The 23,426-nt window shown below is 43.6% G+C and carries 19 protein-coding genes; 12 read left to right on the forward strand and 7 right to left on the reverse strand.

From position 1 onward, the window contains the following. Nucleotides 1–964 (forward strand): protoporphyrinogen oxidase (gene hemG / locus MM817_RS14785; protein WP_241716544.1); only part of this gene is annotated, 964 nt, incomplete at its 5' end. 129 nt (nucleotides 965–1,093) lie between these two features. Here the strand turns inward: hemG and MM817_RS14790 are convergent. The 4 genes from MM817_RS14790 to MM817_RS14805 form a co-directional block, all read right to left on the reverse strand. Continuing rightward, entirely contained in the window at nucleotides 1,094–1,765 is a 672-nt protein-coding gene (locus MM817_RS14790; RefSeq protein WP_272880017.1) for a VIT1/CCC1 transporter family protein, read from the reverse strand. 110 nt (nucleotides 1,766–1,875) lie between these two features. Beyond that, nucleotides 1,876–2,094 carry a hypothetical protein gene (locus MM817_RS14795; RefSeq protein WP_241716548.1) on the reverse strand — a complete coding sequence of 73 codons (219 nt, stop codon included), beginning with the start codon at nucleotides 2,092–2,094 and terminating at the stop codon, nucleotides 1,876–1,878. Nucleotides 2,095–2,177: 83 nt separating this feature from the next. After that, a complete protein-coding gene (locus MM817_RS14800; RefSeq protein ID WP_241716550.1) occupies nucleotides 2,178–3,314 on the reverse strand; it encodes a hypothetical protein in 1,137 nt (378 codons plus the stop codon). Next, nucleotides 3,311–3,931 carry a cytochrome b N-terminal domain-containing protein gene (locus tag MM817_RS14805; protein ID WP_241716552.1) on the reverse strand — a complete coding sequence of 207 codons (621 nt, stop codon included), beginning with the start codon at nucleotides 3,929–3,931 and terminating at the stop codon, nucleotides 3,311–3,313. The genes MM817_RS14800 and MM817_RS14805 overlap by 4 nt, the downstream gene beginning before the upstream one ends. Nucleotides 3,932–4,576: 645 nt before the next feature. On the opposite strand from MM817_RS14805, the gene MM817_RS17310 reads away from it, so the two are divergent. From MM817_RS17310 to MM817_RS17575, 5 genes are all read left to right on the forward strand, one after another. Then, nucleotides 4,577–5,233 carry a response regulator gene (locus tag MM817_RS17310; protein ID WP_241716554.1) on the forward strand — a complete coding sequence of 219 codons (657 nt, stop codon included), beginning with the start codon at nucleotides 4,577–4,579 and terminating at the stop codon, nucleotides 5,231–5,233. A gap of 261 nt (nucleotides 5,234–5,494) precedes the next feature. Next, nucleotides 5,495–7,183: an FAD-dependent oxidoreductase gene (locus MM817_RS14815; RefSeq protein ID WP_241716556.1), complete on the forward strand. Its 1,689-nt coding sequence runs from the start codon at nucleotides 5,495–5,497 to the stop codon at nucleotides 7,181–7,183. 124 nt (nucleotides 7,184–7,307) lie between these two features. Continuing rightward, a complete protein-coding gene (locus MM817_RS14820; RefSeq protein ID WP_241716558.1) occupies nucleotides 7,308–7,913 on the forward strand; it encodes a hypothetical protein in 606 nt (201 codons plus the stop codon). Nucleotides 7,914–8,169: 256 nt separating this feature from the next. After that, a complete protein-coding gene (locus tag MM817_RS14825; RefSeq protein ID WP_241716560.1) occupies nucleotides 8,170–9,258 on the forward strand; it encodes an HD-GYP domain-containing protein in 1,089 nt (362 codons plus the stop codon). Nucleotides 9,259–9,358: 100 nt separating this feature from the next. Next, nucleotides 9,359–10,804, forward strand: a complete 1,446-nt coding sequence (locus MM817_RS17575) for a nitronate monooxygenase (RefSeq protein ID WP_241716562.1) — start codon at nucleotides 9,359–9,361, stop codon at nucleotides 10,802–10,804. 1,632 nt (nucleotides 10,805–12,436) lie between these two features. On the opposite strand, the gene MM817_RS14835 is transcribed toward MM817_RS17575, so the two are convergent. Together MM817_RS14835 and MM817_RS14840 are read right to left on the reverse strand one after the other, a co-directional pair. Beyond that, on the reverse strand, nucleotides 12,437–12,694 hold the full coding sequence (locus MM817_RS14835) for a hypothetical protein (protein WP_241716564.1): 258 nt from the start codon (nucleotides 12,692–12,694) through the stop codon (nucleotides 12,437–12,439). A gap of 16 nt (nucleotides 12,695–12,710) precedes the next feature. Further along, nucleotides 12,711–15,671, reverse strand: a complete 2,961-nt coding sequence (locus MM817_RS14840) for a sensor domain-containing diguanylate cyclase (protein WP_241716566.1) — start codon at nucleotides 15,669–15,671, stop codon at nucleotides 12,711–12,713. Nucleotides 15,672–16,382: 711 nt separating this feature from the next. Here MM817_RS14840 and MM817_RS17320 point away from each other — a divergent pair. Both MM817_RS17320 and MM817_RS14845 read left to right on the forward strand, forming a co-directional pair. Next, nucleotides 16,383–16,607, forward strand: a complete 225-nt coding sequence (locus tag MM817_RS17320) for an AbrB/MazE/SpoVT family DNA-binding domain-containing protein (protein WP_336605193.1) — start codon at nucleotides 16,383–16,385, stop codon at nucleotides 16,605–16,607. A 45-nt stretch (nucleotides 16,608–16,652) separates the two neighbouring features. Then, a complete protein-coding gene (locus tag MM817_RS14845; RefSeq protein WP_241716568.1) occupies nucleotides 16,653–16,994 on the forward strand; it encodes a hypothetical protein in 342 nt (113 codons plus the stop codon). A gap of 285 nt (nucleotides 16,995–17,279) precedes the next feature. Here the strand turns inward: MM817_RS14845 and MM817_RS14850 are convergent, their stop codons facing one another. Continuing rightward, on the reverse strand, nucleotides 17,280–18,422 hold the full coding sequence (locus MM817_RS14850) for a GerAB/ArcD/ProY family transporter (protein ID WP_241716570.1): 1,143 nt from the start codon (nucleotides 18,420–18,422) through the stop codon (nucleotides 17,280–17,282). Between the two features lie 517 nt (nucleotides 18,423–18,939). Between MM817_RS14850 and MM817_RS17580 the strand changes: the two genes are divergently transcribed. The 4 genes from MM817_RS17580 to MM817_RS14865 form a co-directional block, all read left to right on the forward strand. After that, nucleotides 18,940–19,095, forward strand: coding sequence for an HU family DNA-binding protein (locus tag MM817_RS17580; protein WP_419723421.1), 156 nt, complete (start codon nucleotides 18,940–18,942; stop codon nucleotides 19,093–19,095). Between the two features lie 402 nt (nucleotides 19,096–19,497). Next, complete coding sequence (locus MM817_RS14855) at nucleotides 19,498–19,791, forward strand: hypothetical protein (RefSeq protein WP_241716572.1); 294 nt, start codon at nucleotides 19,498–19,500, stop codon at nucleotides 19,789–19,791. Nucleotides 19,792–19,849: 58 nt separating this feature from the next. Next, the gene (locus tag MM817_RS14860; protein WP_241716574.1) at nucleotides 19,850–20,422 is read left to right on the forward strand and encodes a site-specific integrase; all 573 of its coding nucleotides are present in this window, start codon (nucleotides 19,850–19,852) and stop codon (nucleotides 20,420–20,422) included. Nucleotides 20,423–20,584: 162 nt separating this feature from the next. Then, nucleotides 20,585–23,426: MBL fold metallo-hydrolase (locus tag MM817_RS14865; protein ID WP_241716576.1), on the forward strand; the 2,842-nt coding region annotated here is incomplete at its 3' end.

Raw genomic sequence — 23,426 nt, forward strand, 5'->3', positions numbered from 1 at the left:
GGAGTTTTTAAGAAAACGACTGGGCAATGAAATTGTGGATACTCTTGCAGCACCTCTTTTATCTGGGATTTACGCAGGAGATATCGATCATTTGAGTTTACAGGCCACCATGCCGATGTTACGTGAACTGTACGAAAAAAATGCTCGGTTATTACTTGGTGCAGTTCGGCAAAGAAAACGTGTATCATCGGTATCGCGCTTATCAGGGCCAATGTTTATTACACTTGAACATGGCCTCGAACAATTAGTGGATCAGGTAGTATCACAGATTACAGAGTACACCGATGTGAAAGTAAATACTCAAGCCTTAGATATTCAGCTGACATCGGATGGTAAATACTATATTCACATCGTTGAAGAGGGTCGAGAGTCACTGGTGCCTGCGGATGCAATCATTCTGGCTACACCAGCCTTTGACTCAGCTGTACTTTTAAGTGGATTAGAGATAGATGTGAGAAAGCTAAAGACCATTCGTTATGCCTCAACGGCCACAGTTTCATTCGGATATACGCGTCCTTCTTATGCATTTTCGCTCGTGGGATCTGGATTTTTAGTGCCACGTCATGAAGGGATCATCATCACTGCCTGCACGGTTGTATCAAATAAATGGGTGCATGCTTCGAAAAAAGGAACTTTATTAATTCGCTGTTATGTGGGACGTGATGGAGATGAGGAGGCGGTTACATGGGATGATGAGAAGCTGATTCGAAAAGTGAAAAAGGATTTGGAAAAAACGACAGGGTTGAAAGATGAACCTGAGTTTGTTCACATAAAACGCTGGAAATCCTCTATGCCTCAATATGATGTTGGTCATTTACAACGACTGGAGCAAATTGATCAGGAAATCGCAAAGTTGCCGGGTATCTTTTTGGCTGGAGCTGCATATCGGGGTATGGGGATTCCTGACTGTATCCAAGATGCAACACGGGTCAGTCAGCATGTAAAAAACTATTTGCATGAATAACGCATATCCTTTACCGTAGCTAACTTTCATCGTTACGTATAGTAGGATTCAAATAAAACTCTTCTCCCCTGAGATGACGTAGTTGTATCAGGGGAGAAGAGTTTCTGTAATCCATGAGTATTTAGTGACTTAAATGAACCATGCACTCATGGATCCAAGACCATAGGAAATCACGCCCACAAGGATACCTACCATCATCATTTCTAAACCACTTTGCCACCAAGGGCGTAAAGTGACCCATGATTTGACTGCACCTACTACATAGTGCGCGATAATGCTCACTATAGCAGCCAGCATAAATCCCCATGAGTTCGTCAAGAAAAACAGTGGAACAAGCGGTATAAAGGCGCCAATGAGTGTGGATATTCCGGCAAAAAGCATGGCGTGCCATGGATTTTTTGAGTGCAACTCCATCCATCCAGTATGATCAGTAAGAACTCTGTGTAAGAACCGTTCTGGATCTTTTGAAAGACGCTCTACAATCCAAAGAGACTCTGCATGAGTAAATCCATCTTGCTCGTAGTCATGGACCAATTCGCTGATGTACTCTTCTACATGAGTGGTGAAGTGGCGCTGATGATCCACGATATCTCGTTCCTTTACTTCATTTTCAGAGCGTGCAGCAAGCCATGCGCCAGCTCCCATAGACAGAGTGCTTGCGATGGCTCCAAATAAACCGGATACAAGAATCATTCGATGGCTATTCGTAAATCCTGACACACCCGCTATAATGCCAAATATGGCCGCTAAACCATCATTCACGCCGTAAATTGCGTCACCTAACCATGTTTTTATATGCATTAGAGGATAGGTACGATGTTCATTGATTGGGTTTGGTAGACGATAGAATTTCCATATACATCAATAGTTAGGTGACATCGAGTGGTCATTGTACTCAACTCCTCATAAGGTCAATGGTAGGATTGATGCGCGCGTTGACGGCGATATGCCTGACGTGCTGAAGCCCAGATGTTTCCTGTCACCCAGATGCCAAAGAGGAGAATAGGAATCCCGTATACATAATCTATTTTCGCCGTGGTCGTGATTGCTTGGTATACGACAGCCGTTCCATAGACTCCTGCAAGTAACGCGAGTATCCAAATCACCCATAACTTGAGTCCCTTACTCATCTTCGTCGTCTCCTCTGTATAGGTGGTGTATGGTTTACACCACCTATAGGTTCATTTAGCATGACAACTACTCATTCGCTGGATTATGCATGCGGTTGGATGCCAGAATCTTGTGATACGAAATGCGATCCTTTCCCTACTGATGTTGTCTGATCATAGCATGCTGGTATCTCATGGTCTGCTGCAGCGGTCATAGGACCATGAAACTCTTTATTGCACGATGTAGCTAGAGGACAAGATGCACAGGCGTTGGTTGTCTCTAACCGTTTGTACCAATCTCGCCAGATAGCACGGTGCACAGGAAGTACGCGTGGCAACTTATTGAGACCGGGAATAAACGGTAGCAAAACGAGTAGTCCGAACAAAACAGCAATGGTGTACGCTACGATTTCATCGCCGGATGGCGACGTGGAACCTGGCGGTACTTGATACAAGAAAGTGTACGGAGTCAACCACCAGGGGCCAGGATACGCTTGTTCATCGTGGTTGATGCCCCATTGCTCACCTCTCATGTCGATGGTTTTAGCATATTGATGAAGTGCTGGACCTTGTAAAAACAAGAGATCATTTTGGATGTTCCAACGATAAACCCCATTGTTGGTCTCGCGATCGAGTGCACCAGATAATAATCCAGACTTCGCGAGAGCCAATTCATCGTTCATCATGAGTTGTACCGGGCCGTATTGACCACTTGGCACAACGACTTGCCCGTTTTGCACAGTGGCTTTATTTAATGCGTTAGTAAAGTTGTTATCCCATGCCTGCTGCTGTGTATAGGAAGCTGCGTTATAGGTTTGTATGGCAGCTTGCAACGCCGTGTTATTGGATGCCGTTGCAAGCATGGTTAAGGGTGTGATGACATCCGCATTTGGCGTGTAGAGATGATAGGGAGTACCCCACCATGTTTGCGGTGAAAAGGGACCAATGGATTGAATGTTTTGTGCGACACCGTGCCAACCGTTATTGTATGGTGGACCATAGGCGGCCATTTCTCCTTGACCATCAAGGTCACCCATGGCTGTTTGCATCACAAGTATCGGTTTTTGATTGGCGATCTCTTGGTTGGTAATGGCAGGGCGATACGGTGCACCGAAAATAGCTGCCACGATCACAACTGCGACGCCTACGATGCCAAGACTAACAATGCCTTCTTTCACCATATCGAAGTCTTTTTGGGGAAAGCGCAAAGTATTGCGTTCAAAGTGCGCTTTTCGAGTCATCTTTTTTCCCCTTCTTTCTTTTGAACATGTGCTGCTTGATAGGGTGGAACAACGCCTTTGGCTCGAACGGCAACCATATGCCAACCGACCAGAACGATTAAGATCAGTGGTAACACGGCGATGTGGAGACCGTAGACTTGCCCGTTATTTAAGATGTTCAAAAACCCATCGAGTCCAGCGCCATTGAAGGCATCCTTACTTTGTACCTGATTCCACTGTGCAAAGAAGTCGCCACGGGATAGGTATCCGGTGAAGGCGGTGATCACGGAAACACCAAAGGAGAGTGCCCCAAGTACCCATGTCATGGCGCGACCTTCACGCCACGATCCCATAAAAAACTGACCTACCAGATGCATCGTCATAAAGAAGAAAAAGGCCTGAACACTCCAAAAGTGCACCGAACGAAAGAACGCACCCGCAGCAGAATATTGATACCAAGTGGGGCCGTATGCCGCCATGATGACACCTGACATAATGGTGAAGACTAGACTGCTTAATGTAAAAACACCAAAACTATAGACGAGCGATGAGACGTAAATGGGTTGTTCTGAAGGTAAGAGATTATCCCACGTTAACTTTTCTGTAACAGTGGTGCGCATACTTTTGGTCCAGTTCATTTTTTATCACCTCGATCATGGTGAGGATATTTGGCTGCAACAAACATCATGAAAACAATGAGCCATAGATAGCCGACGTAATAATTGGGCCACGCATTTGAGAAGTTCACCATCGCGTGCCACTCCCTTCACTTTCGATATCTTCATGGTAATGGATGGGTGATGATATCGTAAGAACCAAAACGACTACTTTCTCTGGTTCATATGGATAGAATACTAGGATGCTAGGCATAGTCGTTTTGAACTACAGTCCGTAGTCTACGTTCATTTTTTATCGGATGGTGAACAAAAATAAGTAGAAATTGATCATAAAATTGTAAGATGGCACCCCTTGAAAATACCTATAGTCCTCTCATGGGAATCGAGAAAACTTGTTGATCATGCACCCATAATTCAATAGAAGGTAAGCTTCAGGTGAAGTCAAAGATAGACTTTACGCTCTCATGTAGCACTGACCATGAGTATTTCTATCGAGTCATATGGCTGGGTAGTTCCTTGTTTTTCTGAGAATGAAAAACGATGCTGTTACCTTTTAGTCTATAAAGACTACAAATATAGTTTGAATGGCTGTGTTATCCCAGAGGTTCGTATGGAATACTAGAAAAAAGAGCATGTATTTGGTAGATACAGTAGGAGGAATGCCATGTGGGCATTAGAGTGGTTGTGGTAGATGATCACCATCTGTTTCGGAACGGTGTTATCGGCATCCTGCAAAACTCCCCAGACGTTGAGGTGGTGGGGGAAGGTGAGAATGGGTTTGAAGCTGTACATCTTGTTGAATTGCTTCGCCCAGATGTATTAATCATGGATTTAACCATGCCACAGATGAATGGATTCGAAGCGACACGACGCATTCGTAAGTTACACGTACCCGTACACATTCTCATTTTAACGGTCAATGAGGAAGAAAAAGCTTTATTTGATGCAATGAAACATGGCGCACAAGGATATCTCATTAAGACGGTCGATCCCGATGAGTTAGTCGAAGCCGTGCATAACGTGTCAAAGGGCAAAGCCGTTGTTCCGGATCATCTAGCCCCTACGATTCTCTCTGACCTGTCTAATCCGTCTACCTATGAGGAGATAGAGAATGCACAACAACCACTAACCTTACGAGAAATTGACATCCTCAGGGAGATTGGAACAGGCGCCACCAATAAGGATATTGCCAAGCGTCTCTTTATTAGTGAAAATACAGTACGCAATTACGTGCGACGTATTTTGGATAAATTGCATGTTATCAATCGTGTAGAGGCTGCTACCTATGCGGTACGAGAAGGATTCATAAAAAACTATAAATAAATGCAATGATCCGATTCATGATGATTGTCATCACGGAGAGGTCAGCTATGAGAGACATCCACCATACTTTTCCCTTATAAATCGTAGATTGTACAGCTACGTCTACATCAAAACAGCCAGGCGGAATGAATGTGCTTGTAGATGACATGTAGCATATTAGAGCACTCACATGTAGTCTATTTGCGCTATATGCGGATAGTCTGTTTGGGGCTTATGTGAACGGAGATGTGCTTTTAAGATGGTTGTAGGAGGCGATTGACTATGCCAGAGGTGAACAAACTAAAGGTTGTCATTATTGGCGGGGTTGCACTTGGTGCCGGTGCTGCTGCCAAGGTGCGGAGAATGGATGAAACAGCTGAGATTGTGATCATCGAAAAAGGACCTCATGTATCATTTGCTAATTGTGGTTTGCCTTATTACTTAGGTGGCGTCATTCCAGATCGCAATGACTTGCTCTTGCATACGCCAGAGTCGTTAAAAGCACGTTTTGAAATTGACGTGCGTACGCGTCAAGAAGTGATCGCTATTGATCGAACACGAAAAGTAGTTTCAGTACGCAATATCGTCACTGGAGACATTTATGAAGAGACTTATCACAAACTCGTGTTAGCCCTTGGGGCCAAGCCATTGATTCCTCCCTTTCCAGGATTGCACTTGCCAGGTATCTTCTCTGTGCGCAATGTCCCTGATGTAGACGCGATTAAACAATTTATAACACTGTATCAGGCAAAACGAGTGGTTATGATTGGAGCAGGATTTATTGGACTTGAAATGGCCGAAAATCTTCGTGCACTAGGGTTGCGCGTAACATTAATTGAAAAAGCAACACAGGTTCTTCCGCCCTTTGATGAAGAGATGACGAGTCGCGTGGTGGATGAGTTGAAACGCATGGGGATTACGACTGTGTTAGGGGATGGGGTTTCGTCATTTACAGGCGATGACCGTGCACGATCGGTGATTCTTGAAAGTGGGAAAGAAGTGCAGGCAGATGTATTTATTTTGGGACTTGGAGTACGTCCGGATGTTCAATTGGCAAAAGACGCGGGCTTAGCGTTGGGTGTGACAGGAGCGCTGAAAGTCAACGATATGATGCAAACAAGTGATCCCGATATCTATGCTGGCGGGGATATGGCTGAAGTCAAGTATATGATCGATGGAAAGATGCATTGGATTGCGTTAGCTGGATCTGCGAATAAACAAGCCCGCATTATCGGAATGAATGTTTGTGGGATGCACGTGAAGTTTAGAGGAGCCCTTGGAACGTCGATTGTACGAGTAGGTGCAGTCAATATAGGTATGACAGGAATGACGGAGCGAGCGGCTAAGGCAGCAGGTATTCCCTACTTCGTCTCTTACAATACGGCAGGGCATCATGCTTCCTATTACCCGGGTGCGCACGATATAACGATCAAGTTGATTGTCGAGCAGAGCACAGGTCGCTTAATCGGCGGGGAAGTGGTGGGACGTGAAGGCGTCGATAAGCGTGTGGACGTGTTGGCAACGGCTATTTTCGGTCGTATGACGGTAGAGGATCTTGCAGATCTCGATCTCGCCTATGCCCCACCTGTTTCGTCGGCGAAAGATCCGGTGATTATGGCTGGTATGGCAGCAGAACATGTATATGATGGGACAGTAGAACTACTTAACGAATGGCCAACGGATCCTTTGCAGTTTCAAATTGTGGACGTGAGAAGACCGGATGAAACGGCCAAAGGGATGTTGCCCCATGCGATCAATATTCCACTGGATGAGTTGCGCACACGAATCGCCGAATTAGATCCTCAAAAGCCAACGATCCTTTATTGTCGATCCGGTCAGCGGAGCTATTTTGCCCATCAAATCCTTAAAGGACATGGCTTTACACAAGTACAAAACATGAGTGGTGGCTATGTCGTGGCTAAATACCTCGAACAGGCAAAAGTAAATCGGGTAGCGATCTCAGTAAGATAAGAAGAGATGTTGAAACTGACGTGGCATGATGGTGGATCACAAAGGTCAATGAGCTATGTTCTCTTTTGTTGATCCACCGTCAATGATTGAAAAATAAAGATTCTGCAGAATAGAAGGGGTTACCATGTGGAGAAATATCAAACGTCTGGTTACTCATAGCATGAAATTGATTTCTCAGTTTGATGACAACGTACTCAATTATTTACGTTTGCGCGTAACCTTGATGGCTGCATTACTTGGTGTTGTCTTTTTACTATTTTCATTTATCGAACATAATGTATTTTCAAGTATAGAAGTGCTTTTAGCTGGAGCTGTTGGTTACAGCATTGGATTTGTCCCTGCAGTTTTTGGAGGTATTCTGATTACTGCGTTATCGATCATGGAAAATGGTGGTCACCATGAACATTGGGCACCTATTATTTTGCAATTTTTGGGGTGCTCAGTCATTGCATGGCTAGGGCATAGTCATCAACTTGCTACGCAACATACGCGTGAACAAAATAAAATACCCGCTCAAAGAACCATACGCGCACAAATAGTGCCCTGGGCATTAGTAAATGAAGTGCGTAATTCTCTACTGGGTATGAGATTGCTCATTTTCACCAATACAATGGATCGTGATGCTGAACAACGCAATTTACAAATTGTAGAGACTGAATTATTGCGCTTAGAAGCACTTTTTAACGATTTATCTGAAGAAGAAGTGAATGCAGAACATCTTGCAAAGTAGTCTATGGAACGATCCAATGACAAAACGAGTGAAGGTAGGATAAGCTAAACCGTCTGTCATGACAAGAATGTACAGTTCGTATGAAGATCATCTGCCTATGAGAACGGTATCACAAAAATAAGTTTGACAAGGTATAGAGTGCGAATGAACACCTATAGATGTAAATATGTGTATACGTAAAAGCACTATATTGTTTGTATATTCGTGGAAAACTATGGATCATGATGGTGTTTAAAGCTCTGGAGGAGATTGATATATGGATATTGATCATGTATTTTCCAATGAAGACGCACTACAATTATCTGCTAATTTCTTTTTCTTCGAAAAACATGCTCCCGATGTGATAACACGTCTCTACAATATGTTAGAGAACGAGCCTTCTTTACATGATATGATTCGACCACGACGAGACCACTTAGAGTTTGGGATGAGGGGATTTTTTTTATCACTTTGCGACGCGACATTAGCCTATGAAAAACAAACGATGAAACATATAGGGAAAATCCATGTGGATTTAGGTATTCCCATCCAATGGGTTGCAAAAACCTTTCATTTTATCATTCAAGAAGTGTTTATTAGGATGACCCTCGAAGATCGAGATATTTTCTTTCCCCTATTTCTAAAACGAATGCAACTGCGCGAAGTCATTATGTATGAAGTCTACCAAAAAAACTATGATATAAAAGAAGAAAAAGTACGTGAAGAGATCGTTCACTACGTGACTACACATTTTTTACAAGTGATGATTCAAATGGCTGAATGGCGTGATCCAATGATCGATCCGCATGTGGATCATGTGAAGCAATATTCAAGAAAAATCGCACAACTAGCTAAGGAGGAGTACGATTTAGCAGATCAGGATATTACCTGGCTATCAGAAGCGGCGATTGCTCATGATATTGGGAAAATCATCATTTCAAAGGACATTCTAACTAAAGCAGATATTTTGACCCCCGATGAACGTAGTGCCATGCAAACCCATGCAAGAGCAGGCCGATATATACTTAGTCAAATCATGCAGATCATAGCTTCTTCCCCATATTCTATTGAGAAATTCATGCGTTACGCAATGGAAGAGGCGGAATTCCACCATGAATGGTGGAATGGTGCAGGGTATCCTCATGGATTGCAAGGGATTCAAATTCCGCTCTGTGCACGAATTGTTAGTCTTGCAGATGTGATGGATGCGTTAGATACAGAAAAGCTCTATCGCAAAAGAATGTCGTCAGAGGAAATTAGACATTTCATTTGTACACATAGAGGGACTCAATTTGATCCAACCCTTGTTGATTTGGTAATAGATCGCTGGAACTATTTTTTCCCTCTATGTAGTGATCAAGAATAAGTGAACATAATTCGATATCTACCGAGAAGCGAATGTACACCACATGTAGGACTTGATCAGATAAACCATTACTCGATTACTTTCATGGAGGATGATTTATATGGATGTAGATACAACCACCACAAAAAAATGGCCCGAAATCATCCAAGGTGGTATGGGTGTGGCAATTTCCAATTGGAAATTAGCACGTGCTGTTTCACGGACTGGACAGCTTGGAGTAGTTTCTGGTACAGGAATCGATACTGTGCTTGTGAGACGATTACAAGACGGTGATGTGGGAGGCTATATGCGAAACGCTTTAGCGGCATCACCATGGCCATCTCTAGCACAAAAGATCATAGATAAGTACTTTATTCCTAATGGGAAGTTGTCTTCACAACCGTATCAACGATTACCGATGTGGACACTAGAATCCTCTACATGGTTACGCACAGTGGCTATGCTTGGGGCATTTGCTGAAGTTTGGTTGGCTAAATTCGATCATGATGGTCAAGTTGGCATCAACCTGTTGACTAAATTATCACTACCTAACTTAGCGATTTTATATGGCGCCATGAACGCTCACGTAGATGTTGTTTTAATGGGAGCTGGCATTCCTCGTGAGATTCCTGGAGCCATTAATCTTTTAGCTAAAAATGAACCAGCAAGTTTGAAATGTGAAGTGGTGGGAATGAAGGCTGGAGAGGGACCTAGTAGTCACTTTGATCCAAGAGACTATGATGGTGTTCGACAAGAGTTGCATCGTCCGGCCTTTTTTCCGATCATTTCATCGTATAGTTTAGCTTTGCTCATGTCAAAAAAATCAACAGGTTCTGTTGAAGGGTTTATCATTGAAGGGCCAACTGCTGGGGGCCATAATGCCCCACCACGGGGGCCTAAAAAATATGATGAATCCGGGCAATCTATATATGATCAACGCGATGTTGTTGATCTTCATGCGGTTGCAGCACTTGGATATCCATTCTGGCTCGCTGGAGGATATGATTCTCCTGAAGGGCTACAATCTGCACAAGCAAAAGGGGCAACAGGAATTCAGGTAGGTACACTGTTTGCATATTGCGAAGAATCCGGAATGGATAGAAAGGTTAAAAAACAAGTCATACAGGATATTATAAAGCATCCAATCCATGTCCATACGGATCCCTTTGCTTCACCTACCGGATTCCCATTTAAAGTTGTGGATGTAATAGGTTCTTTGTCAGATAAAGAAGTGTACCAAAACCGAACGAGAAGATGCGATTTGGGATATTTACGAGAAGCTTATCTCGATCAGCAGAACCATGTACAATATCGCTGTGCTGCAGAACCTGTACATACTTATTTGGAAAAAGACGGATGCATCGAAAATACTGTGGGGCGCAAATGCTTATGTAACGGATTAATGGCAACTGCCGGATTGTCACAGTATCAAACATCCACCTTATTAGAACCTCCTATTGTTACGAGTGGAGATGGTATTCATAAAGTTTCTGAATTGATTTCTGTTAATCATACAACGTACATGGCGAAAAGTGTTGTTAGCTATTTACTTGGCGAAAAGCGGTAAAAGAGCCATTCTTGTATTGTCGCGCCTAGCTAAACTAGGCACACCTTGATGGTGAGAGGCTAAGGATGAAGCTCTATGAATAGCTCTAGGGATAGTTTGGGGCGAAGCAAGACTGCAGGCTATATCATCAAGTGAATGGTATAAAGTCATTCCACAGCGTCATGAAACGCGAATTCATACAGTTAGAAAAGTCCCCAACACGTAAACGAGCAAAGAAAGACATTAGGGAATACAACGAGATGTGGTAAACCCGTCTGCGAATTCATTCAACAATTGGATATAGGACTCCTGTGCAATTTCAATCTATGTTTTTCAAAAATGTGAACTAAAAAGCTAGCTAGCATAAAACAACGATGTATCAGACTGTTTTGATATTCCTTGTTCGGGGGTGTCCACCATATTGACTTAATACCTGGACACATGCAACTTCTACGATTTTTTGCTCGTCTTTAGCCCTCGACCAGTTCTCATCTGACTGGCAAGATCAAGCCTACACGCAATAAGAAACCCGACACAGGTAAGAAGGGTGAGAACCTACCACAACTTCCATAAAAGTTGAACGTTTGATCAACAGCATCCTGCTACGTCCATCTAGCGTACGGTCATTCTCACATAGACCTTCTTCTGTCCCTAGTTCGTGAACAGTTTAGCTCGACCTCATTGGTAACGTAGCTGCGCTTTCTATTCCAACTGACGAAATACCTGCGCGCCCCACTACTTTTCCCCATAACACGCCTAGTTATGGCTCTTGAGAACGTGACTGACCTATGCACCTGAAACGGCATCTATACGCATCCGAATGGCAACAGCCACTGCGATTATTTCGGGTACCACCTTGTACCTATTCGCGGCCTCGGACAATCACCATGACCTTCCACTCGATCCTCGATGGGGGCAAGCTTCGCGCCATGATTCTGTGTCACTTCACTTATCGTAAGCATCAAAGAGTTTGAGCCGTATTACCCGCATTGGCAACAGATTGTACTAGATGTTGCTCAGATTGCCCTGGCCTTTACCGCTATTTCGAGTCTAAGGGAACCTCGTGCATTCATTGACCTGAACCAATGTTAAAGCGAAAAGTACAAGGATCACATCATGATCTCCCTCAAAGACATGCCCGTTTGTCAAAAGGGACTCGCCACGAAAGACAATGGCTACGATCGCAATCGTGGACGGCAATACCTATCGCTATCCCCTGATAAAAGAACGGTGTCTACACCTGTGATTCACCTTATTTTGACTCGTTCTACGGTCGGCGCATGTACACCTCGATACGCAGCACACGCCGCGCTTGTTTCCCCACAGGTTGCATATGACAGCAACGCATGAAAAAATGTCTACCAATGGAGAACGACAGTGGAGCGTTCCAATAAACGTGAAAAGCTTGACTAGCTACTTGAAACTGCAGACATCGCAGCACGAAAATAAGCCTCACCCGAATGTGGGGATCATGATCTGTCCATACGCAGATGCCTGGTATCAAGGGATCGATATCGATCTGAAATCGACGCCTTTTACGGTGTAAAGCTATGCCATAAATCAAAATAACGACTGCTTTTGTCGATTCAAGAGCCTTCCAATGACGAGAGGTTATATTTTAAAAATTGCGTGTGATACATGCATAACATAGGTTTATTGTAGTTCCTTCAATAATGCATGCAAATAGAATCGGGCCTCTCTTTGCGTAGAGAACATAACCATGTTCGCTTGATTCATATGTTCCTCTGCATCACACCACACTACCCACCCTTGTGGTGTAGGTGTAATGTAATAACTTGAATCCATATCTATCAAACTATAGGTACTTGCATTTTGCAATTGATAAAAAGATGGATAGCCCAATAGTTTAGCAAACTGTTCCTTTTCCATAAAATCATCCTTTCCTTCCATCATGAGTTATCCCTATTCATCGAATAACATACGTGTTTTTACCTGCTTTCTTTGCCATAAACAATGCCTCATCTGCTTCTTTAAATAAAGACCGTGGCGATTGAGTTCCAGATGAGTCTTGCGCAATGCCAATGCTAATCCCTACAGTCAACGAGTTCCCATCCCATAGAATGGGTTCATGAATGCGCTGGATCGTTTGTTTACAAATCCGATCCATGGCTGCTAGTGGTAATAATTCCTCAACAAGTATAATGAATTCATCTCCTCCATAACGAAAGATCCGATCATCTGAACGTAAGCATTCCTTCAATCGCATAGCCACCACTTGTAAAACGACATCTCCAGCCCTATGTCCATAGGTGTCGTTGATCTGTTTAAATCCATCTAAGTCTGCAATAATGAGTGTAAGTGAATAAGGGGATTGGCCTTGTTTCAACAGAATATGATCGATCGTTCTTTCTAAATAGGCACGATTAGGAATACGAGTTAGTGCATCATGAAAAGCTTGATAAGCCAGCTCTGATTGTGCTGAATTACGCTCTTGCTCAGTATGTAACTGCCGGAGTTTATCCGTTATATTATTTGCAAGCGATTGTAATAAAGTGATAATTTCCGAAGAAAACAAATTCGTTTTACCCAAAACGGTCAGCACGCCTACCTGATCGCTTCCGTAAATTGGAAAGGCTGCAATTGAATCTAATTCAGATTGCGACATGAAAGGATATCCCTGCTTCCCAGGATAACGTGTAGTTTCTGAGTAGTGATTGACAACCACCGGTTGATGAGTAAGTAACACATCTCCAACCACCGTTGGGGGAGCTCCTGGAAAACCATATAAAAATTGCGCTATACTTTGATCAAAAAGTGTTCCCAATTCTGCATTGGTAAATAGTCTGCTTTTTATATCTAAGTGATGATCTTTTTCGAACCCAATATAGTAGCCTAATGCCTCCGTTCGACACATGATTAACTCACCCAATTGATGAAATAAAGTTTGTGAGTCATTCATATGAATGATCAACTCATTGGCTTTAGCTAACGCTTCATAAAAGTGATGCAGTCGAATGAGCTCTGCTTCCCGCTCTTGATTGGTGAGAATCTGTCCAATTAATTCCACTAATCGAATGCCCAATTGAATGAATTCTTCATCAAAAATGGCTTTGTCCTGATGGTGCAACCCTAATAATGCGTATTTTTCCTTTTCGCGATTGATGATGAAATATGCACTGGCGTTCCACTGATTGCGTTCATCTGTACATGGACGGGATGAAATCATCGCTTCCCCATCATTTTCTACTAGATACCTTCCTGATTGCCATGCACGACTGGCTGATTCTTGTGATAGGGGCCCATGGTCGACCCTTATCCCTGCATAATAGGGAAATTGAAACATGCTATCGGATAATGGCATACCGATTTCTACGACTGTAAACACATGCCGTCGAATAAATGTGTCACATACTAACTGCAAAAGCTGATCTTCAGATAGGTGGTCTTGTGATGCTTGTGCAATAACACCAATCACATCATGAAAGGCAAGATGAATATCATTCTTTTGATCATGAAAGGCCTGTGCTTCACGCAAATCAAAACGTTCGAGTGCGTCTTGCAATACATGCCCAATCTGATCGGCAAGTGGAAGGATCGTTCGATCAAACACACCTGGATGATCGCTGATGAGATTCAGCACACCCCATATTTGTTGCTGACGTATGAGGGGAATTGATAGCCCAGAAGCATAGCTATAGGCATTCATCATCATGCCATAGTCGTGTTGTTTATCGGCCCTTTGAAGATGGTTGTCATAGGATATTCGTTTCGCTTTGATCGCTCGTACAGCTAATGGTGCATCATGAGCGAATTCTTTAGATAAATCAAAAGATAGCTTTTGCAACTGATCTGCACCGGGTCCAGCAGAAAATAGAATAGTCACTCTTTCGCCATCGACTTGCCCGATCGACGCGGCATAAAAACATGCACATAATGCGGTGACGAGCGTTTGAAGACAGGTTGTTTCGTCCTCAGCTGTACTCGTAATATGAGTTACTGTAGAAAGAATCTCGTATAATTGAAGCGTGCTCTTTTTTCGATTGCGAGAGGCATCTAATTTAAAAAGGAAAAAGAAGATAGCTAGGTCAGAAAAACCAACAAGAAATAAAAATCCGACTATTCCTATGAACATCGAATGAAGCCACGTCCAAAATACAGCATCCAATGGAAGACTACTCACTATATAGAAAGGATAATGTTGTAGTTTATCATAGCCTATGATGTAATAGTTACTATGCGCACCCATGGTGTGCGTCAACACACCAAATGATGTATTCGAGGTGTGCTGGATGACTTGAGCCAACCATGAATGAGGAGTCGAGATCGTTGATGGTGTAGGAAATAACAAAGAACTAGGTTGCCTAATTGCCTCTGCTTGAATGATGCGTATGTGAATACCTGTATAGAATGGTGTAGGCACCAGGCGACTTATCTGGAACAATCCCAATGGCTGGATCATGCCTAGATACAGATGATCCGAATCATCAATTGGAGTTCCTTCAAGTACGACAAGAGATCCCCTATGTTGTTTTGAGAAAAAAGGAGGAGAGATAAAAAAAGAGTGCTGATAAATGATATGATCAACGGGAATGTGGGGACCAATAGATACAAGATCATAACCAGTGGTAGTCATGACCGCAAGAGCCTCTATACGCTCCGTTTCTAAAGCATGTTGCAACTGATCGAGGACATGTTTTGTACTTGATGGTGAGAAAGTACCTGCCAAACGTTCCGCCGCTTGTTCGATGATCTGTTGATTCCTATGCCAGCGATGATCAAGTAACACGGAAGTGACCTCCGCCTGAATAAGTAACCGTTGGTGCGTGGTTTGAATCGTGAAATCCCAAAACACATGGCTTACATAAACAAATAAGAGGATAGCTAATCCATTGAGTATTAGCAAAGTTCTTACATATAATCTTCTCATAATCATCCTATCCAACGAAATGAACTAGTCTAAAAGTATTCTTGATAGCTACAAAAATCATGAACTTAACGTGTAATATAATGTAGGGTATATTACAAGATAGAATCTCAGCGTTTGCTATCGATAGATGATATCTAGTATTACGCTGTATAATGAAAGACTACACAGTTGATTTTGCTTTATGTAAACGAAGGTAAATCAACAAGCCAACCCATGCATATTTCCTGCAATCATTCAATACTGGCTTATTCACAAACATACAGTTTCAATATAAGAACTCATACCGATGAATGCTATCATGAATTCGATAATATTCATACCGTACCATAACTCATGCTATTATTCCAACCCATCCATTAGCCAAAAATGAACCCTGCTTGTGGGTGATGTATCTGATGATAATCTATGAAGTAGAGTACAAAATGATTTGTGCTTGTTAATGGAAAGACAAAAAGTTATATTATGCAAACAAATAATTGCAGTGTTCTCAGCAAACTCATTCTACCCAGGAGGGACGAGAACCATGAGGTAGAGTATACCTCCGAAGTCGTTGTGAGCTTTTCCGTTGAAAATGATGAATCCACAGGATATACAACGCATATTGAGAGAAAATCATCACCATGAATTATCTGATGATGCTATCTATGCTATGATCATATCAAAAGAAGAAAGAGGCGTGACCACTTGAAAGCTACCGGTGTATGTAGAAATGTGGATCAACTAGGTCGCATTGTTATACCCAAAGAACTACGCCATACGCTTGGGATGGAATTCAAAGATCCCATTGAATATTTCCTGGATGGCCATCAGATCATCCTGCGTAAATATCAGAGTACATGTGAATTTTGTCGTGCTAGAAAAAACTTAATCGAACTGCACAGAAAAAAGGTGTGCAGATCATGTGCCAACGAGTTAGCAGCACTGATACGTACCTAAGACCTTTTTCGTACGTTTGCTATCTAGATAGTTTGGAGGCATTGGATGAAACCCTTGCTCAATCAACAAGAATTGTATCAGGTGACCTGTACTCTAGTCAGAGAAACACCTATAGGGACGCACGTGTGGCGAGTCTCCGAATGGATGCCGATGGTGACGCCTAGCGGCTACATCGATCAGGTGGCTGAATTCCATCTTCAACTGAATGGACGAGTATATATCAGCACCTTGTCACACAGTCATGTCCAACGGGTCAGACATCATCATGAACGCTTTCCATTGGATGCTACAAGTGCGCCCGTACAGATGCGTAAAAACCTCCATCTACAAACAGGGCGTAAAAAAAGACATCCGGTCAGCAAAGGATGTGCAGATCATAGCTGCTAACATCATCGTAACCGGCCCCATCTTGCGGGTGGCAACCAAGCACACGACCTATTATACTGTCGAGATCAAGAAAAAAGGCTCATCAGCACCAGCTAAATCATCCATGTAGGTATAGTGAACCTCTCGGGTGATGAATGTTCAATGTGTTCGTTCATTTGTGTCCGCCAATTTATACTAGATTCACACCTGATCCAAAGTTAGAAGAGACCAACTATGAGGATAGAAAAGACTGCTGTAGCATGACCATAGTCTACAGATCATTCCTGCGCTACAGTTTGAACTGGTTCAAGCTGACTGAAGGTTTGTTTTCTTAGTATTTGCTCGTTTTTTTCTCCACAATTTAAAATATCCGACGATGATAAATAACAAGAGAATCGACCCATAAAGAAAGGGGAGACGTTGTTCTAATACCACATCTTTAAAATCAATCGCATCAGACAATGTACTTGGCAGTAAGGCGATATAATAGACAAGAACAGCAATGGAAGGAATAAATCGACGGTAATTGTGAGTTCTGGTCATACTTGCCGCTGCAAGCGATAAAAGATACAACATAAAACTTAGCCGCAAACAAGCTACAATTAGCCAAGCTATCGCATAAATCGCTTCAATGTGCTGAATAAACCGACCAAAATATATTAGTTTGATGGATTCCACGGATAGAAAAAGCAAATTAGCACTTGTTGGATAAGGAAAAATAAGTTGCAATAGGGTTATTTGAATAATACCCACGACCAATGTAACAGCAGAAATAATATAAAAAGAACGTTGATAACTTGAATAACTGCGAATATACGGTCGCATCATGAGATAAGCAATGAACTCTCCAAAAAAACCTATATGAAGTATTCCTTGTTTGAGTAGCGTGGGGAGACCTGGCCCTAAAATGGGTGGCAAATTATTGATGTCGGCGTTGGTAGTTGAAAGTACATTGAGAGATAGAATAATGAGTATGATCAGACCGCCCATCATGATGCTTGATCTACCTAATATTTCAATACCAAAATATGCAGGGAGAACCATGCTGATGATCATAAACATTAAAATGACCGCTGTAGGTGTAGTAGGTAAGAATAGAACGTGTACTTGTTCAAAATCGAATGTCACATTAGTCGAAAGATCAAGAAGAAGCGCCGTAAATATAATCATGCTGAAAATAAATCCAAAAATAGCACCAAAATATTCAAAAAAATAATCAATCAAATTCTTCGAAGGATCTTTAAATAACGGAATCATAACGGCAATTATGATTACCATCATGAGTTGACTGATGATAAGAAGCAGTTCAGGTGCATTATGACCATAACGCACAAGAATAAGAACGCTTGAATTTGTTAATTTCCCAACAATGAGGATAAAAAACAAGACCATTACCTGCTGCGGGCTGATATGTCCATCCTTAATCAATAGATATCCATCCTTAATCAATAGATATCCATCCTTAATCAATACAAGTATACAGAGGTTGCCCAAACACCATGATTCTATGCATGAACATGATTTTTAAATGGTCCCTATATTCTTCCTATAGATAAATAGGCCATGAAAAGAATAGTTTTACACACAAAGGATTATGTAAAACTTGTCTTACGGATTAAATGCCTCGTAAAACCTCTTGCTTGAGCCCTTAGCATTAGCCATAAATAATTGCAGAAAAGTGCTGAAGACATCTTCTGATTTTGGATAGACAAGTCTATGAATACTCACTGGACTTCAACGGCCTTCAATTATGGATACTGCGGGAGTTTGTTCACCGAGTCAGAATTCAAATGATTGTAGGAACGATTGCATGTCCTCAACTCTTCCCAACCAGCAGCCATTGATCGTGAGATGTGTACTGCTATGGGTAGACCTTTTAGATAATGCAGGAAGATGGACTGTTACTAACTCGCGTACAAGAAAAAAGTGGCATGACTAAAAAGATCTGACCATCGCTTGGGATGCTATACAAACTGCCATACATAAAGAAATAATAAATGACGAAGATATCATGATCAGTAATGTAGGAAAAATAAAACCAATCCTACGAGCAGCAAGAAAGGCGAGGAACCATCAGACTGGAGAAGAAATCATGATCGACGAAAAGGAAACTATCAAATGAGTCGTAAGTATGAAATACTAAGACTGAACTATGCAGTCTTTTTTCTTTGTCTATTATCATGTCAAGCCATTATTAGTTAGTTATATAATCATATAATCTTTTCTCTTCAAAATAACACCATATTCTTATCATACTCAATCCTATTGAGTATGATAAGAGATTTCGCCTGTGAAGCCTTGCAGCACTAAGGCTCATCGGTGGTTTTCTACATGCTTTTCGTAGCGGAGAAGGGCAACCAGATACGTGATGTAGTTTATACCATACATAACACCATGAAATATAGTGATATGTATGATTGCATGAATCTGGTGATAAACGATAAAATTACTTGTTAGACACTCAGTATCTGATATAATAGATGGTATCAAATGATAGTCTGATAATCAGGATAGGGGATTATTCGTGATAAAAAAAGCAGAGAAACTGACGAAGTTAGGAATTGCTGTCGACGATCATATGCTCAATCGAATTGAATCTTATCGCTTTGGTAATTGGATTCAAACAAGAAACGAAGCACTCTTACGCATTATTGACATCGGTTTAACTCAGATTGAGCAGGAAAGCGCAGGAGATCGTAATCCATCAGTCGAAACATCAAATGAAGAACCAGTCAGCCAGGAAGCTCATGAAACCAGCGTTCAAGCAGATCATGAAGAAGTAGACTACGATCCATCCGATGATCATGAACCGATGTAATCATCACCTCTTCGCATCATGAGCGTTAACGCTTGAACAGGTGGAGGTGTAGAGTGTCATGGAATTTGTGCAACCCATTCGCGATAAAAAACAAGTGGATGCCATGAAAAAAATACTCAAGAGCACCAATCTCCGCGATTATTGTCTCTTTGTGTTAGGGATCAATAGCGGGTTACGCGTATCCGATCTCCTGTCGCTCAGGGTGGGGGATGTAGTAGACGAACGGGGTAAGGTGAACGATCGTATCGATATTCGCGAGCAAAAAACCGGCAAGACCAAAGACTTCCCGCTTGGGGACACATCCAAAAAGGCTTTGCGTGACTATCTCACGTCACGCTTTACCAAACATGTAGTCCGTGACGAGCCGCTGTTTCGTTCAAAAAAAGGGGGAGCGATGCAACGGTCCCAAGCGCATAAAGTGATTAACGATGCAGCACGTGCCATCGGCATCACCGACCGGATTGGAACCCATACGCTGCGCAAAACGTTCGCTTATCATGCGTACATGTCGGGGACAGATATTACCCGCCTGCAAAAGCTACTGAATCATTCCTCCCCATCGATCACACTTGCATACATCGGGATTACCCAGCAGGAACTCGACAACGTGTATCTGAGTTTAGAGTTATGATGTAATCTGTACGAGATGTAGTCTCTATTAATAGAAGAAACTCGTTTTTATTTTTTATAAACAGGGATGCCATGACTCAATCATCCACCGAAGATGGTAGAAAGTGGCTTCCTTGTACACATCGTTAACCAGTCATTATGTCTTCGATCGGAGCTGTTACCATTGGACATCACCATGCTAGGGGGCGCCGAGATTGGCGCTACATGCATATGGTTTCGCACAGCCACGACCCAGTGGTTAGTCGATGCCGGAACGCGCATGAATGAACTAGACCCACTACCGAATCTAGCACTCCTTGAAACGCAACAGGCCAAGATTGACGCCATCTTCATCACGCACGCTCACCAAGACCATATCGGTGCATTACCTCTGATCTCCAGTATGTTTCCGACAGCTCCCGTCTATATGACGCAAGCCACGCTAGCGATCAGCAAAGTGATGCTAGCTGATGCGTTACACCTGAGTCGTCAGGATGGACATGCTAAGGTGTTCACCGAAGACCAATTGGATCAGCTCTGGCCACGGATTCACGTCATGGGACAGGATAAAGTGTTGAGCTGGCAGGGGATTCGCGTATCAACCTATAGCGCTGGTCATATCTTAGGGGCTGTGGCCATTGGGTTTGAGACCAACGACGAGGGGAGTGTCCTCTTTACAGGAGACTATTCTGTTGCACCTGGACGTCTCATCGGGGGCCTGCGCATACCACACGGCACGCGCTATGATGCGGTCATCTCGGAATCCACCTACGGCTCACGCTTACATGAGAATCGAGCACAACAAGAAAAAGCACTGGCACAGCAAGTGTCTGACGTGATTCAACAGGGTGGTTTTGTCCTCATTCCTGCCTTTGCCGTGGGACGCGCACAAGAAGTGTTGATGATCTTGCAAAACGCCATGCGCTACAACAAAGAGATCAAGCCGTTCCCGATTGTCGTCGATGGTCTTGTGCGTTCCATTTGTCCCATCTATGAGTCGTATCCCCACTTGCTACAAGGACCTGCCAAGCGGTTGATTCATACAAAGGGCAGACTGTTCTCTCCAGAAGATATCTTTTTTGTGAAAACGGCTGAACAACGTCAATCCGTGGTGCAACAAGGAAAACCTTGCTGTGTCATCAGTTCATCGGGGATGCTTTCAGGCGGTCCTGCGATTTTTTACGCACATGCACTCGTTGGCGATGCCAAGAATGCCGTCTTGTTAACCGGGTATCAAGATGAAGAATCCCCTGGACGCTTATTGCTCACCATGGCCAAAGAATCGCCTGAAGAGAGACGATGGATCTTACCGGATCGCGTCGTGCCCGTACGCGCTAAAGTAGGACTCTATGCCCTCTCTGCCCATGCCGACCGTAGAGAACTTGCCCAAGTGGTTGCCCACGTGCGCCCCCACGCCGTATGGCTTGTCCATGGGGATGAGGAGGCGAAAGCTGGACTGACACGCGAGTTGCGCTCCTATCTACCCTCCGCTCACGTCCATGCCGCCGTGGTAGGCGAATCTTTCAACGTACCGGTTCGCGAACCTGCACACATCGTGCTCCCGCAAACCGAAGAGCCGATTCGCGCCACATCGTGGAAGGGACAAGTTCTCGCCTTCAAGGAGAACGACGTGCTTCTTCTTGGCTATTGCACCCAACAAGCGGGTGGAACCTGCCACGTGACCTTACAAGATGGCACCACCAAGCGCATCCCTGTGGACTTTGTCAAAGAACCGCTAGGGCGTGTTCCTGCAGGGGAATCCCCCAACGAGTATATGGTAGGACTGATCGCTGCTGCCAAAGCCTGTATCGAGGATGGCCGTTATTTTGGGTACCGATCGGCTGAGCGTTTAGGGTATCTGATTGCAGAACAAGGGGGCCTCTTGCCTCCAGCTGATCCCTATGGTAAGGATGAGGTCATGGACAAGTTAGAACCCTATGGGTGGAGAAAGACGGAAGCCATGCCACTCACACAGGTGTTTCGCGTGTTTGTTGCGTTTCCCTGGGCGATTCCTGATGCATTGAAAGCGGAGATCGAAGGAAAAGAAGTCCATGGGTGGCGGTATCAGATCGAGCCACAAGTCTATCCACCTGCATTGCAAAAAGAAATAGAAAAACTGGCACACCGTTATGAGTTTCGGATACAACCACCCAAAGTGTTTACTCAGGAGCAACGCATCCTTGTACCGATCACGTCTGACCATCCAACACTCGATACCCAGCTGATCGCCGATCAGTTGCAACAGGTCGTCGGGGGAAAGGTCCACGTCATGCGTGCCGATGATCATGAACAAGGGTCGCGTTTGGAACAAAATGAAGCGATGCGTCGTATTCGCGAGATCATGCCGGATTCATTGGGCGTCTACAAAATTGGTGCGGATACCGCTCAGGGGATCATCAAGGTGTCTGTATACTTCCCTGATGCCGTGGTCGCAACCGATGGTGCGAAACAAGTAGCCGCCGAAGCACAAAAGGAAACCGGTTGGCGTGTGGCATGGGCAACGCATACTCACATGGAACAGCTAGCCGCAGCCGCGATTCGTTGGATCGAAAGTACGTCGAGCCACGTGGTGGGTTCACCTGCCATCTATCAGGATCGAAACGTGGTGAAAGTGAAGATGACCCAGCCTCTCTCTGATGAGGAGAAAGCCATCATCTGCCCATCGTTTCATCAACAGACGGGCTGGACGTTGCAATTCGCAGGAGATCACCACGCAGACGAGGCGGTAGTGACACCGATGCAAAACGGTACTCCTCGAACGGAGATCAACCAAGCTCTACGCACGATTGAGGAGATGTGTACCCGTCGTGGCGTGACGTTGTATAAAAAATCTCTTAAAAACAATCGCATTGAACTGGCCTTTATTACGCCAGAGTGGGGCCACACGCAAAGTGCAATGATCGAAGAACTCCGTCACGTGACAGGGTGGGAGATTGTCGTATCGGATAAGGTGCAACAACAAGCGTTGATACGTTTAGCTGAACAGATCACTCCTGGTGTGATCAAGACACCCAGTGTGTACCTTG

It is taken from the genome of Sulfoacidibacillus ferrooxidans (assembly GCF_022606465.1).
Lineage (GTDB): Bacteria > Bacillota > Bacilli > Alicyclobacillales > SLC66 > Sulfoacidibacillus > Sulfoacidibacillus ferrooxidans.

What these genes read in the sequence shown, in the direction of transcription:
- MM817_RS14820 (WP_241716558.1), top strand. Translation starts at nt 7,308, where the DNA reads ATGTGGAGAAATATCAAACGTCTGGTTACTCATAGCATGAAATTGATT.
- MM817_RS14795 (WP_241716548.1), bottom strand. Translation starts at nt 2,094, where the DNA reads ATGAGTAAGGGACTCAAGTTATGGGTGATTTGGATACTCGCGTTACTT.
- MM817_RS14845 (WP_241716568.1), top strand. Translation starts at nt 16,653, where the DNA reads ATGAAACCCTTGCTCAATCAACAAGAATTGTATCAGGTGACCTGTACT.
- MM817_RS14840 (WP_241716566.1), bottom strand. Translation starts at nt 15,671, where the DNA reads ATGAGAAGATTATATGTAAGAACTTTGCTAATACTCAATGGATTAGCT.
- MM817_RS14815 (WP_241716556.1), top strand. Translation starts at nt 5,495, where the DNA reads ATGCCAGAGGTGAACAAACTAAAGGTTGTCATTATTGGCGGGGTTGCA.
- MM817_RS17575 (WP_241716562.1), top strand. Translation starts at nt 9,359, where the DNA reads ATGGATGTAGATACAACCACCACAAAAAAATGGCCCGAAATCATCCAA.
- MM817_RS14805 (WP_241716552.1), bottom strand. Translation starts at nt 3,931, where the DNA reads ATGAACTGGACCAAAAGTATGCGCACCACTGTTACAGAAAAGTTAACG.
- MM817_RS14835 (WP_241716564.1), bottom strand. Translation starts at nt 12,694, where the DNA reads ATGGAAGGAAAGGATGATTTTATGGAAAAGGAACAGTTTGCTAAACTA.
- MM817_RS14825 (WP_241716560.1), top strand. Translation starts at nt 8,170, where the DNA reads ATGGATATTGATCATGTATTTTCCAATGAAGACGCACTACAATTATCT.
- MM817_RS14800 (WP_241716550.1), bottom strand. Translation starts at nt 3,314, where the DNA reads ATGACTCGAAAAGCGCACTTTGAACGCAATACTTTGCGCTTTCCCCAA.
- MM817_RS14790 (WP_272880017.1), bottom strand. Translation starts at nt 1,765, where the DNA reads ATGCATATAAAAACATGGTTAGGTGACGCAATTTACGGCGTGAATGAT.
- MM817_RS14860 (WP_241716574.1), top strand. Translation starts at nt 19,850, where the DNA reads ATGGAATTTGTGCAACCCATTCGCGATAAAAAACAAGTGGATGCCATG.